The 16,161-nt window shown below is 34.5% G+C and carries 2 protein-coding genes; both read left to right on the top strand.

Translation table 11 applies throughout. The features are described from left to right. Positions 1–40 precede the first annotated feature (40 nt). The gene (locus AVL50_RS11270) at positions 41–2,545 is read left to right on the top strand and encodes a TonB-dependent receptor domain-containing protein (protein ID WP_062616604.1); all 2,505 of its coding nucleotides are present in this window, start codon (positions 41–43) and stop codon (positions 2,543–2,545) included. A gap of 215 nt (positions 2,546–2,760) precedes the next feature. Then, a complete protein-coding gene (locus AVL50_RS11275) occupies positions 2,761–16,101 on the top strand; it encodes a T9SS type A sorting domain-containing protein (protein WP_157491281.1) in 13,341 nt (4,446 codons plus the stop codon). The last annotated feature ends 60 nt before the right edge of the window (positions 16,102–16,161 follow it).

Genomic DNA, 16,161 nt, shown 5'->3' on the forward strand with positions numbered 1-16,161 from the left:
TCCCATCATTTCTAAACAGACCTTATCATTATCATCAAGAATGAAACTTAATTTACTATTCTGCCTACTTATTCTTCCAACTGTATTATTTGCCCAACAACCTAGCGGTGCAAAATCTGGAAATGGACAATTAAAAAAAGGGAATCGACCAAAAATTGGTACTGTTTCTGGCAAAGTTATAGATGCTGAAACCAAAGACAATTTAGAGTTTGTGACTATAGCCTTGTACAATGCACGTGATACAAGTTTCGTAACAGGGGCTTCAACAGATGCTCAAGGTCGTTTTAAAATCATCGAGGTTCCGGTAGGGAAAATTTTTGCAAAGGTTACCTTTATTGGTTATGAAGAAATCCTTACAGAACCCTTTATGATTAAACCCGATAAAAAGGACCAATTCTTAGGAACGATAGCACTGAGTACAGGTGCACAAAATCTTGATGAAGTGACAGTTACTGCAGAAAGAGATGTGATGGAACTGGGTATTGACCGAAAAACATTTAATGTCAGTCAAGATTTGAATTCAGTAGGAGGATCAATGACAGATGCTCTAAATAATATTCCTTCTATTGATATTGATGCAGAAGGAACATTGAGTTTAAGAGGAAGTAGTAATGTGACGATTTTTATTGATGGAAAACCATCCAATCTCACAAGTTCATCAGATGCAGATATTTTAGATCAAATACCAGCAAGTTCTATTGAAAGAGTGGAAGTGATTACGAATCCTTCAGCAAAATATGACCCAGAAGGCACAAGTGGTATTATCAATATTGTATTAAAAAAAGATCGCAAAGGAGGTGTGAACGGCAATGTGTCTGTCAATGTCGGGAATAATAACAAGTATAATCTTTCTGCGGGAGTCAATGCAAGAGTGAATAAATTAAATATTTATGCAAATTACTCAGGGAGATATCAAGAAAGGTTTGTCAACAAAGAATTACATCAGAACAACCTTGATGAAAATGGAAATGTGACAGATTATAATACACAAACTTCGAGAAGAGATGATGAACGCTATTCACATCTTTTCAAAGGAGGAGTGGATTATGATATCAATGAATACAACAACATCTATTTTTCAGCCACATACAACACAGGATATAATTACAAGAATGAAAAACTAAACTTGGATTATTTTGGTGCAGATGATGATGTCTTTTCTCAAATATATAGAATAAACGATTCGAGAAGAACATCAGAAAATCAAGAGTATAATTTTGGTTATAGAAAGACATTTGTAAAACCAGGTCAGAGCTTGGATATATCAGGACAGTATTCAGATGGTATAAGAACAAATAACGGTTTTTATACAGAGTACGATCATTTTGGGAATGATGTAAATGCTGATCCTATTTTTGAACAGCAAAATGAGAGCCCAGAAAGAAATAAGATTTACTTGGCACAAATTGATTATGTACAACCGATCGGCGAAAATGGAACTTTAGAAACAGGTTGGAAAACAACAGGCAGAATAATCCAAACAGACTTTTTCTCTGAAAGCATGCAGGGAGGTATGTGGGCCCCTGATGATTCTTTGAATAATAATTTTAATTATGATGAAACTGTTCATGCTTTGTATGCCATGTATCGTCATCAATTTGGTAAATGGGGATTACAAGCAGGAGTAAGAGCAGAGCAAGCTTATACTACTTCTCATTTGGAGGAGAATGAAGTTACAGAAGAACAGACGGTCAATAATGATTACTTTGCAGTTTATCCTACCCTTCATGTTGCTTATAAATTTGCAGACATGAGAGAGGTTTCTGTGGGTTATAGCCGAAGAGTAAACAGGCCGAGAGGTAGAAGTTTAAATCCATTTCCGGATTATGCCAATCCCCAATCATTACGCCAAGGTAATCCGTATCTGAAACCCGAATTTATTGATGCTATTGAAGCCACTTATCAGCATGGATGGGAGAATATCACCCTAACTGGTAGTTTGTATTATCGCTATACTCATGATGCTATTCAAAGAGTACAAATGGCACAACCTGATGGAGTTATGGTAATGACTTGGGATAACGTAGATCATTCTCAAAGTTATGGAGCTGAGGTAATCGCAAACTTTAATTTAACAAACTGGTGGAAAGTGACAGGTAGTGCAAATGTCTATAATATTTTGATTACGGGAAGTTCTGGTGAATTGGATCTCACAAATCAAGCGTGGGCTATGAATGGAAAATTAATGTCATCTACTTCTCTTACCAAAACACTTTCTCTACAAGTGACTGGAAGATTTAGTTCTCAGAGAGCAACAGCTCAAGGATACATTGCACCAATGGGTGGCGTGGACATGGCAATCTCTCAGAAATTATTCAAAGGAAAAGGTACTTTGCAAGCTAGAGTAACTGATGTATTCAATACGTACAAATTTAATGTCTACAGTGAAGGAACTGGGTTCAACTCAGATATGACTTTTGATTGGGAGTCACGAGTCGGTTACCTTACATTCTCCTACCGATTTGGCCAAGCATCAAAAAAGCCGAAGAAGAGAAGTAAAGACCGAAATGGAAGCCAAGGAGATTCAATGGATATGATGGATTAGACTGTCAAATAAAAAAGGATAGGAAAAAAACTACAAATGTGAGAATAACTCACATTTGTAGTTTTTTTGTTTAAAATGTTAGCAATTTTGATATAACATCATCTAAAGTGATCAATAGACAAAAGAAATAAGTATAAATATTTAAAAAGTGTAATATTTAAATTGTACATTTGATCAAACGATCATGCAAATTTTTGTTTAACGATTTAACTATTGTGAGAATATTACACATAAGAAGTGTACACAAATACCTATGGGTGTTTTTGTTCTGCTTCACTTATTACGCTACTACTGCTCAAACGATTTATTATTCTAAGACAAATGGAAACTTCGATTCGTTTTCAACATGGGCATCAAATAGTGATGGAACAGGTATTGAGCCTACTTCTATTACTGGAAATCATTTTGTTATTTTAGCGGCACATACAGTTACAATCACCGATAGTGATACTGAATCAATACATACCTTGGAAGTAGCAGGTACGTTGAAAATGGCAGCTAATGCTACATTGCGGATCTCAAATGATTATTATTATTACCAATCTGGATATACTGACTTTGATCCTACTTCGCTCATCACGTTTAACAACAGTTCAAACATTTCTGTGATTGAAGGCAGAAATTCAGATGGAAGTTATAATATGCTTCAGTTTAGTAATTTGTCTTTTGAGAAAGGAGGTAATAGCGTTGTTGTCAATGATTCTCCAATGAATATTGACGGCAATTTTACCATCACTAACACGGAGTTTGATTCGAAAAATGTTATTTATCTTTCTGGTCACCTGAGTATTGATTCAGAAAGTAAATATTCCACAGAAGCAAATAATGATTTGATTTTAGACGGTACTGGAGCACAAAGAATTTCTGTGCCTTCAGTGACTGACATGTCTTCGAAGGGGAATCCAGCAGCACAATTTAGTGATGTCCGATTTAGAGAAGGCGGATCCAATATCATTTCAGAAGGATTTTATGCAACAGGTACTGTTGAGGTTTATAAAGACGAAGGAGCTACTTTATCTTTTGAAAGTGGAGATTACAGCCTAAAGACAATAAGAGTACGAGATGTTGTTTCAAACTCAGGTACAGCTTTAACGTTTAATGGTGGAAATGTTTATATGAATAACAATGCCACTATTGAACATTACAATACTGAAGACAATACATTGGTGGGTACTATTGATATGGGTACAGTCAACTTTATAGCTGAGGATGCAAATCTTTATTTTGGTGGCTCAAGTTCAGATGGAGACATTATCACTTTTACGGGTAATGTTACCGTAAGCAATTCAGAAACATTAATTATCCGAACAAATACAGTATTAAATTCAAATGGAGGAACTCTTACGGTTAATGATGACTCGAGAGTCTATATAGAAGGTGCTACACCTCCTTCTTTTGCGATGCATACTATAGCTGTAGCATCAAATTTCTATTACAGAACTACAGATGATATCACATTATTAGCCATTCAATATGGTAACCTTCGTTTATACAATGCATCCAAAAAAACTATTAATGAGGATTTAGTGGTAATGGGGGATCTAGGAGTGTATGATGATGCTCACTTAATTGTCAGTCCAGGAAAGACATTGACCATTCATGAAAATATTGAAAATAGAAGTGAGGAGGATGATAAAAATCCGGGTACAATTGATGCTACAAATGCAACGATAACAATGGTTGTCAATGATGCCAATAGAACAATAGCTTTATCCAATGAACTTCCTGATGAAGGAGATAATATCTATAAAATTTCGAATTTCAATATTGAAGTGGGTGCCGCCCTTACGGCTAATAGAACGTTATCGATCTATAATAAATTGGATATTGATGTACTTACCATCACCAATAGTTCGGGTTCGTTAGCTTCATTATTAGTCATTGATTTACAAAACGACTCGTCTGATTTGTTGGATGTTTCCACAAGTATTACACAAGGCGACTTCACTAAAATTAGAACAAAAAGTAGTCACTCAACTTTCTTAACAGCACCTAGCACAGTTGCTATTGATCAGACGCATGCCTTTATTGAATTTAGTGGCGGTAGTCAAAACATTCCGTCAATCACTTATGGTAATCTTGAATTTAGTGGAAATGGAAATAAAACCTTATCAGGAGATATTACTGTTAATGGAAAAATTGAAACCATAGGAGGCAGTAGCGTCTTAATGGCAGGTTACAACACTATAAATATTTATGGAGATTGGAAATTAAATAATGCAGGAACGGATCATTATGAAGGTATAGAAAAATCTACAGTTATATTTCATGGAACAAGTGATCAAGTAATCAATGATGCTACGTTTGGTCATCTTATTTTCAATTCAACTGGTAATGTTACAATACTAGGCCCTATTTCTGTTTTTGGAGATATGATTTTAAGGGGAGGCGTAGATGAAAGTACTCTTTTAACTGTTACTGCAAATGAAAATATAGATTTAAAAGGGAATTGGATTGAGAATGCGACTTCAAAATTTACACAAACAAATGGTAGTGTAAGGTTTTGTTCTGAATCCTCAGTCACTGATCAAACCGTTATACAAAATAGCTTGAGTGAATTTAAAGATGTGACATTGAGCAATGATCCTTCTATTAAAACGGTCTTTAATACTAAAGTGAAAATAGGAGGTGACTTAAGGATGGAATCAGAAAGAGGAAGTCTTGAAATTACAGATGATCTTACATTAAAAGGACATTTTTATAACATTGGTGCTGGAAATGCTTTCACTCAAGCAGTAAATGCAAATTTTATTTTATCAGGTTCATCATTGCAAAACTTTAGAGTTGATGATGCAGCAAAAGCGACTTTTTCAGAACTAGTTTCCTTTTCTGGAGAAGGTATGAAAGTTTTCCAAGGAAATTCAACTTATACTTTTGATAAAGGAATTTCAATTAAAGGATCAATTGTAGATGGTAATAACAAAACAATAAATATAAAAGGAGATTGGCTGAATAATGATGGTCTCTTTAAAAGTACTAATATTGTCAATTTTAATGGAGGCAAAACTCAATCAGTACAATCTACAACTTTTTACAAGTTCTCAATCCAAGAGACAGGAACGGTAGTAAATCTAAATGGTAATATTGTTATTGATCAGTTTCTACAAGATGCATACACCACTTTAAATACAGATGGTTATACAATTATTTGTGCAAATACATGGACTGGAGATGGTACTTTTACTCATGGAAATGGTACTGTAACTTTCACTGGGCAATCTTCTGAAATTAATGAAACAGATGCTTTTTATACTATCAATAGTGCTCTGACAGCGGATGAGATATTGAAATTCAACAATGACCTTACTGTGGTTAATGATTTTACAATTAGTTTAAATTCTAGAGTCAATATCAGTAATAATAACCTAACCATAGGAGGTGATCTACTTTCTGATGGTGATATCTACAATGTAAATACTTTTACTTTTAATGGTGTAGATGCTGACCGAACGTATCAAATTAAAAATGGATTAGATAGAGGAAATGATGGTACTCCAGTCGATAATAATAATACTGATTTTATGATTGATCCTTCAGTCAATACCACCTATCAGTTGATATCTGATTTTAGAATGACGGGTTCTAAAGGTGATTTTACGGTCAATGTTGGTAAGTTTGATTTAAATGGTTACTCCTTAGAGCAAACTAATAATAATAAGCAGGTCATTGTAAAAGAGAATGCTGAATTGATTGTTGGTGCTGGATCTGCTTTACAATTGACAGGTTCTGATGCACAACCTTCACTTTTAGGTGAAGCTTTAAGTACGATTACAATTGTTGGTGATGACAATAACTATGCATTGATTGAAGGCTACAAAACCAATACCTACCACATTTTAATTGACGGTTTACTTTCTGCTAAAAATTATAAAATCACGGATTTGAGAGGTGATGGATTACAATTTGGACAGAATAGTTCATTAGCGTCCTCTCCTAATAACCTCACCAATGGACTCTTTATTAATGGTACTAACAACTCCAATGCCTCAATAACAATAGCTTCAGGAGCTACATTAACTACAACAACTATTGATAATGTTACTTTTGGTCAAGGTCCTGACTATGCTGTGGCAAATAATAGTACATCTATTGGAGATCTTACTTTTTATAATGCAAAAGGTTGTAATAAAGAGGTGGAAGATGATATATCAGGCAAAATTATCTGGTCTTTTGAATCATTTATAGAGTGGACAGGTGCTACCTCTACGGATTGGCATACTGAATCCAATTGGGCAGGAGGAGTGAAGCCCACCAAAACCAATAATGTTGTCATACCTACTGGTCTAACTAATTATCCTGTCATTGATGATTCTACAGGTAGAGCAAAAAGAATAGATATTCAAGATGGTGCTACATTGACTGTTGAAGAACGTCTTGAGGCTTATGATGGTATTTTTATCAATTACGGTGGCACATTAACAGGTGCAGTTACTAATGGTGATTCTATTGTTGTATTTGGTGATTGGATTAATGAAGGCACATTTACTGCAAATACTTCCCCCGTAAAATTCGCACAAGAAGATGGTGCTCCAGCAAAACTGATTTCTTTTATCCCTGGTCAAGAAACTTATACAAGTTTGCTTATTGATGGGAAAGAACATACCATTTTGCAATCAGATAATACTTTGAATGTTGTTGACATCACAATTAAATCCGGTATTTATGATGTTTCGGATACTGATATAAAGCTATCAGGTGATTGGAAAAAAGAAGGAGGCACCTTTGAATATAGAAATTCTGATTTGTTGTGTGAAGGAACAGCTGCAATTTATGGAGGAGATTTTTATAATATCATTGTAGAAGATAATCATTCAGTTACGTTGCATGGTAATATTACCGCACATAATAAAATTGATTTGGATGCAGCAACGGCTTCTTTTAATGCCGGAGAATACTTGATTTATATAAAAGGAGAATTCGATAATGATCATAATTCCCCTAACTTTTCACATACAGGTACTATCATCTTCGGCGGTGCTGGACAAGATATTAAAGGACAGACTACATTTGGCAATGTAATTTTCCAAGGTACAAGTAAAAAAAGCCTTCTTTCTGGAGCAAATATTACAGTAAATGGAGATTTGACAATTTTGGATGGTATTAGTGTCACATTAGAGGCAGGGAGTTCTTTAACTGGTACCGGTGTCTTTACTATGACAGGCGGAAGTGTGAAAATAAGAGATGTAAGTAATTACCCTGCAGGTTTTTCTCAATATCAAATCACTGGTGGTACTTTTGATTATGATGAAGGAGCACAAACCATAGGTGATTTCCAATATTATAATTTACATATCGATAATGGAGCAAAAACGTTAAATGGAGATATCAATGTAACGAATCAATTTAGAATAAATGCTGATGATTCTGATGTTTACGAAACAAGTTTAAATGTCAATGGCAAAGTGATTAATATTGGTTCCTCTTTATTGATTTTTGATACTAGAACTAACAAGGAAAATACTTTAATTACTTGGAATTCTGGTACACTTAGACACTATGGAGGCAATTGGTCTTTACCCGATGAATTAACATCATATCATCACTTAATTTTAGAGGGAATAGGTTCAAAAACACTTAATTCAGACATTACTGTCAAGGGAGATTTTGAAGTGGAAGATGGTGTCACTTTTAATCAAGGTAGTTCTGATGCGTATTTTAAAGTTACAGGCGTTTCAGGAAGTAAGTTGAAGTTAGGTGTAAATTCAAGATGGAATGTTTATCCTCAAGATGAAGATGATATTGCTTTTGCTTCTAATTTTGATATGTATAATGTTTCCAAAACAAGTAACACCTATGTCAATACCGCTTTTGAAGAAGATTGTATTATTAATACAGATGTGGCTTACGGCAATCTTTATTTGAGAGAAGAAGGTTACGTTGATTTGCATGAAAACCTTGTGGTATTAGGAAATCTTGATGAAAGATTAAATGAAGAAGGTGCTTTTGATATCAATTCTGAAACAGTATTTGTTGGAGGAAACCTTATTCTGAGTACTATTGATTTCAGAAGTGGAGGTACACTTTATTTAAATGGTGATACAGAAGGGGTAACACAGACTGTTGATTTAATGGTGGAAGGTTTGACACTACCCAATTTAACATTAACAGGCGCATCACAAAAACGTTTTGATAGAGATGACTATACTATAGAACATGATATAGTGATGGCATCAAATGCTGATGTATATATTTCTAGAAGTTTTGATTTCTGGGGTGAAAATTGGACATCTGACAATACTACGACATTGACTTCAATAAAAACGTTGAGAGTGAATAGAGATGGTGATTCTCAAACTATAAACTTTGGCAATGATAATACTATTGGAGGTTTAAAATTTTTGGAGTCGTCAACAAAAACGATAGTATGTCCTTTAGATATTGACGATGAATTGACAACTTTAGGTGGACAAGTAAATTTCGGAGCTTATACGCATAGTATCGCCGCTAGTGCAATTGATCTTGGCACGGAAGATATTACAAGTAATGCCAATTTTATATTAAATGGAGATAATCAGCAACTACCCGAAGATTTCTCAGTGAAAAACCTAACACTTTCCAATTCAGGAAGTAAAACAATCACAGGTAACTTAACGGCTTATGATATTATCGCTATTGATAATACAACTTTAGTACCTCAAAACGAAGCCTCTATAATCACTGTCAAAGGGAATTGGAATTTTGAATTTGGTAGATACAGCCCAAAAAAAGCAAAAGTAGTTTTTGATGGAGCAGATGCTAATGCGGAGTATACTATTTTTCAGAATGGAAATACAAGAATGTTTGAAGTTCAGTTCTTAGGAACTAACAAAAACACCTACAAATTAACTGATGACCTTTATACTTATACTAGTGTAAACATTGAACAAAATGTAACAGTTGATGTCAATGGTCATGTTTTTTATGTTGGTGCAAGAACGGATCTTGAAGAATATCCTTCTTTAGCTTCTAAAATGGTTGAAAATTTAAATATTAGAGGAGAATTATTAGTTTCAAAAGGAGGTAGTGTACAATTAAATGCACATGATGGTGATGGTAAATTGGCCAATAGACCTACAATTACAGTGGAAAATGGAGGTCATTTAAGTGTAGTAGGTGAAGAAGGACTTTTGTCAAAATTAAGTTCAGATGATAGTGGATCTGATAACCATAGATTAGTAGTAGATATACAATCAGGTGGGAAAATTTCTGCTAAATATTATGAATTTAGAAATCTTGATCATGGTGGTTTTAAAGTAGATGCGGGAGCTACTGTTGATGATACAAATAACTTTTCAGAAGGAGTTTTTTCAGGAATGTCAACCAACAATAGTTTAGGAGTAGATAGAATATACCTCTCCATTGAAGCTATAGTTAACAATGCTATTGAAAATGTAACTTTTGATTATAATGGAGATCCAAATGATGGTGTTGATTTATATAATGTCCGTCGTATGACAGCTACAAAACCAATTACTTTTGGTGGAATTGTAGCAGGCTCAATACAAGGTGAAAACTATGAATTAGATGGTGAAGCATTGATTAATTGGCCACCTAGCAATGATAAAAACTGGTTGGGTATTACAAGTTCTGATTGGTTTACAGCGTCCAATTGGGAAGATAATGCAGTACCGGAATTGAATATTCATAATGTAATTATCCCTTCAAAAGCATCTCCTACTACTTTTTATCCTATCATTTCAGGAGCATTAAAAGCAGAATGTAGAAATTTAATTATTCAAGGAGGTCGTTTGACATTAGATTCTGATCTTGATGGGGCAGATCCAGCTAATGTAGCATTGAATGTGGGAGGTGATATTCAGTTGGAAAGCGGTTTAATTACTGTGACAGATAACGAGCTTGTTGTGGTAGGTCAAAATCATTCTGTGACAAACAATGGTTCTTTTTTAGCTGGAAGTGGTACACTTAAATTAGCTAAATCATCAGGTACTGTTGTATTGGATCAAAACAACTCCTCATTTTATAACCTTGAAATTTCAGGAGGGGCGACAGTTGCTCTTCAAAGTCAGCTAAAAGTAGAAGGAGCATTTTCTATCTCAAACCAAGGCGGAATTACATTACCAAACAATCATGATGTGATTTTCAACGGAGATGTTCAACTCAGTCGTACAGCTTCTTTTGATACACAATCAGACGGTTGGATTTACTTACAAGGTACGTCTACTCAAAACCTGAAAAATGCCACTTTCAAAAGAGCACGTTTTCAAGGTGCAGAATATGTGGTTGAAGATTCATTAATCATTACTAATCGTGCTTATTTGGAGAAAGGAGCATTGATGCAAAAGAATGAAAACAGCTCTTTTGTATTTTATAACCGAGTGGATGTTGAAAATAATGAATTCAGTTTTGTGTTATATGATGGAGGTGGTACACACTATTTAAGAGATGCTAATTGGTATGGTTACGGGGCAACTTCCAATCTCTCAGACCCTTCTGGAAATGGCTCTTCGAATTTTATCTTTCAAGACATTGGAGGAAATATCAATATTCAAGGCAATAAAACATTCTTTGATAGTGTCACCTTAGCAGCAAACAGTATCACTTTATATGCTGATATGGAATTAACAACTTTAGATGCTACAAATACAGATATTTATACACAAGAAAAACAAATTACTGGTAAACATACTGGAGAATTTATTTTAGGTTCCGATCATAGCCTTTATTTGGAAGGGGCAGATAACTTTCCAAAAGGATTTGGTAATTATACTTTTGATCAAGACAGTAGAACATTTTATAGAGGTGGTCTCAATCAATCCATCCATACGAAGGAGGAAGTGAGAGATGAATCAGATGTATTACAATATATTCTGCCAATTTTCTATGGGCATCTTTATTTAGAAGGGGAAGAGTCAGTGAAAACAATCTCAACGGAAGGGGAATTGATTGTTAGAGGTAATTTAAGAATTAATCAGACAACCTTTAATACTAATAATGAGAATGTAAAAATCAGTAAAGATTTAGAGCATAATTATCAGAACTCATCTTTAGTATATGGTACAAGTAAGTTCACTTTTGATGGAACAGAAGATCAAATAATCGAACTTTTAAATGGCAGGGAAAATAAATTTTATGATATTAATGTCAATAAACCTGCTAGTTCTACACTGACAGTTACAGCATCTGATATTACAGTTGAAGGCGACTTAGTGGTTCAAAATGGTATTTTCTCACTTGGAAGTAACACAGCCACTTTGAATAAAAACTTATTGGTTAATAACGGTACATTAGCTGAAACAGGAACTTATTATATGAAAGCTTCAGGTACAGGAGCTATTATTAGAACAAATGACTCTAGATTTAGAGGCTTGAGAATTAATGGTAAAAATACAACGGTTTACACACTCACAGATGAGCTGACTATTACAGATAATTATGATTTGGAATTGGAGCAAGGAACGTTGAATACATCAGGAGCAACAATTAATATTGGTAATAATGGACAGTTTAATATTGCCACAAAAGGATCTTATGTTTTAGGGGAGTCAGGTCAATTGAAAATGGGTAATAATTCTACTTTGAATGTTGCTGGTAATATTAATGTAGTAGGAACAGCTACAACCCCTGCAATCATTGAGAGTACAGAAACAGGTTTTAATTATAGTTTTAATGTAGAAGGAAATATTAATGCACGCTATTACAATATAAGTGGTATGTCGACGAATGGTATTTTCATTAAGACTTCTGGAACGATAGATAAATATGATCAAGGAAATAACTTCTCTGATGGGACTTTAACAAATTACAAAGAAGGTGGTGTTGCACTGAAGATTGAAAATAACCAAGCCTTTGAAGCTCAATTTGATGGAGATGGTAATTATACAAGTGGAGCCATTGAAAATGTGAACTTTATACAAAGTGCTTTAAGAGGTACAGCCAATGTTGCAAAAGACAATTCTACGACTGGAAGGATAGATTTTTATAATGCCAACGGGCAATTATCTGGAAGTAATTTTGAAAGAGATCCGAATAATTTAATTAATTGGTATGGACCAGATGTATATACCTGGACGGGTGCTGAAAATACAAATTGGTATAATGCAAATAACTGGTCTTCATCCAATGGAGGTATACCAACAGCAGATAATGATGTGGTTATTGAAGCTACTACAAATCAACCTATCATTGATGGATCGGAAATAGCACGAGTTAATAATCTTACGTTAAAAACAGGTTCGTTATTGCTTATCAATTCATCTACTTCAGGTGTTGATTTAGTGATTAATGGTAACGTTGAGCTGAATGGACAGATGAAAATGGAATCCGTTAATGATGAAATATCATTCAAGTCTAATTGGGTAGTGAATCCAACAGGTACATTTACACATGGTGGAGGAAAATTAACTGCCAACGGTTCTGGTGTACAGCAAATTGATAATGCAGGCCTTGATTTCGGAGATTTAACCATTGGAGAAACCTCTGTTGTAATATTAAACCTAAATGGAGATGAAGATATTTTAGGAGACTTTACCGTATTGTCAGGAGCTTCAATTGAACTAAATGCATCACTTAAAACTTTAAGTATAAGTGGAAATATGTCTGTTCAAGGAGGTATTATAACCAATAATAATACAATCAACTTAAAAGGTGATGGAGATGGCGTCGCGGATGTTTTCACTGTAAGTATACCTTCTTCAAGTAATGTGATAGAGTTGTTGACTATAAATGCGGATGATGCTTCTGATGAATATGAACTAAGATCTAATATCTACACTTCGACCTCAGTTGATGTAGTATCAGGTACATTTGATGCTAACGGGCATACAATTTATTTCCAAGGAGGTGCTACTAATAAGATAAATGTAAATGGTGGTACATTAGATCTCACATCTTCAACCTTAGTGATGAATAATGAAACAATTTTCGAGCTAAATGATGGGGCCTTGATCATGGTAAATGATGCAAAGGTGACTAGTCAGAATTCAGTATCTGATTATTCGTTCTCATTGTTTGGAGGAAGCTTCACAGGCGATTCTTTTACATTTGAATATATGGATGAAGAAGGAATTGTCTTTAATGGAGTTACGATAAATACGGTCAGTAAATTAATCGATCACAATAATGATCCAAGTGATGCAGATCAAGACTTTGATGTATTATTACCTTTTGGTATTTTCCAAAATGGACAATCAAATGGGCGTTTAATCCATTTGGTTTCTTACACTATTGCAGGAACGCCAACTGCAGGAAATAGTAATCTTGATTATAAGTTTTACAATCTTTTCTTGAATGGACCTTCAATTACAAACGTTAGAAACAATTCAGGTACTATTGTTTATTTCTCGGATGCAAAAGGTAGTATTCCAGGTGATAACTTTGAAGATGAAGTAGTGGCTAATTCAATTGTTTGGGAAGCGACAAAAAATATTTACACTTGGGTTGGTGATGAAGGAAATTTCCACGAAGGTCTTGCAGATTGGACTGAACCATCCAACTGGGTTTTAATTGGAGGTACTGAACCAACTGTCTACCCTGGAGAAGAAACAGAACATGCAACAAATGCAATAGTAATTATTCCTGAAATTGATTCAGGCAATAGACCTCCAGTTTTATTAGATACAAAACAAATTGCCATTTTCTCATTAAGAGTGGAGCCTTTAGCAGGTTTGGTCATTAAGTCAAGTACAGACCCAAGTGTATTGGATAGGAGTGTTGATGGTAATTATGAAATGATTATCAAGGATGAATTCTCTATTCTTTCAAACGATGTACAAAAAGGTTATGTTGATTTTATAAGATCATTAGTAAGAGTAGAAGGCCGTATTCAAAATGATGGTATCTTTAAACAAGAATCTTCCATTATGGTATTAAAACCAGCGGCAGGAGATGAAATTAATTTGGTGGCAGGTGAAAATTACAATGACTTATACATTGATGGTTCAAATGATCCTGTTATCAACTTGACAGGAGATGTCAATGTTCAAGGATTATTCAATATGGACGATGGGACATTGAATGTAGGTGGCAATACTTTCAATGCAAAAGGTAACTTTGAATTGTCAAGTGCAGTGAATCTGAATTATGATGATGATTTTACTTTAGTATTGGATGGTGTAGATCAAACATTGAAACTTAATAATCACAACTTAAGAAACATAAAGTTTGGAGGCACAGGTACAAAAACTGTTTCAGGTTCTCTAGTTGTAGAAGGAGATTTTACTATTGAAGGTCTTGGTACAACTGTAGCTTTTGGTTCAAATAGTTTGGATTTAAAAGGGAATTGGATGAATGAATATGGTAATGGAAATTTTACGATGAGTGATTCTGGTTCCGTGACATTCAGTGGCACCTCAATTCAGACTCTAACAGGTTATTCAAGTGAAGAAACGTTTATAAATTTGATCATCAATAATTCAAATGGAATAGATTCTGAACTAGATATTAATATTAGCAATGGATTGACTTTGACCAATGGAATCTTGAAAGCGCCACATGTGATTTTAGCATCAGGTGTTGGTGGGCCAACAGGTGTATCATCCTCTACAAGATCATTTATCTATGGTAAAGTTACCGCAAAGAGCATCCCAGGAGGTGTAAATGCATGGTATGAATTCCCTGTGGGTTCTCAATCAACTTGGGCTAGAGCTGCTATCAATACACAAAACGTTTTTGCCACTCATGATTATTCTGTGAAATATACAACAGAAGATAGAGGTGAAAACCTTTTAATAGATGATAGTGCTGATGGAATTGCTATGGAGGTATCTCAATTTATTTGGAATATTACTAACGGCTCATCTGATGCAGATGGAATCAATATCCGTCTTTACTTAGAAGATTTATCACACTATTCATTGGCTACATCAAGTCTTAGAAAGTTAATCCATTACTATGACAAGAGTGATGGTAATGGTATCAATTGGTATGAGGAAACATCTACTTTTACAGGAGATGAAAATAGCGGGTATGTGGAGGCAAGTGGCATCATGCACTTCTCTGATTTTGGATCGACTTTAGAAGAATATATTAACCCAGCTGATGAACTTCCTGTAGAATTAACCTATTTTCAAGGGTCAGTTGATAAGGAAGGAAATGTTTTATTAGAATGGGAAACAGCTTCAGAAGTTAATGCTTCTCATTTTGATATTGAAAGATCTTTCAATGGAAAATCATATGAAAAAATAGGAAGTAGGGACGCAAGCGGAAATTCAAACGTTTCTATTCAATACAACTATGAGGATAAAATCAAAAACAAGCTTGTGTTCTATAGACTGAAACAAGTAGATTTTGATGGACAAGATACGTATTACGGTCCAGTGACGTTGGTGTTGGATCATAATAATGAAACGATTGCATCAGCTATTGAATTATTTGTATTCCCGAACCCTCTAGAGGAAGACAATGCTGTGATAACAATTTCAGGTTTAACTGCAGATGAAGCTTTTGAAGGCCAAATCACAACACTTACAGGTACATCTGTTTATACAATAAAGAGTGAAGCGGATGCGAATGGTATCCATAACTTAACTTTAAATACATCAGATTGGAAAACAGGAATGTACATTCTGAAAATTATGTCAAAGTCGGGTAAAACGGCTCACCTCAAATTAATGAAATAAGAAAAGGTTTATATATATAGTACCCAGAGTGACTAATTTTTAGTCTGCTTTGGGTTATTT

Source organism: Flammeovirga sp. SJP92, assembly GCF_001583495.1.
In the GTDB taxonomy this organism is placed as follows: domain Bacteria; phylum Bacteroidota; class Bacteroidia; order Cytophagales; family Flammeovirgaceae; genus Flammeovirga.

Coding starts and splice junctions, on each gene's coding strand:
- AVL50_RS11270 (WP_062616604.1), top strand. CDS start 41: ATGAAACTTAATTTACTATTCTGCCTACTTATTCTTCCAACTGTATTA.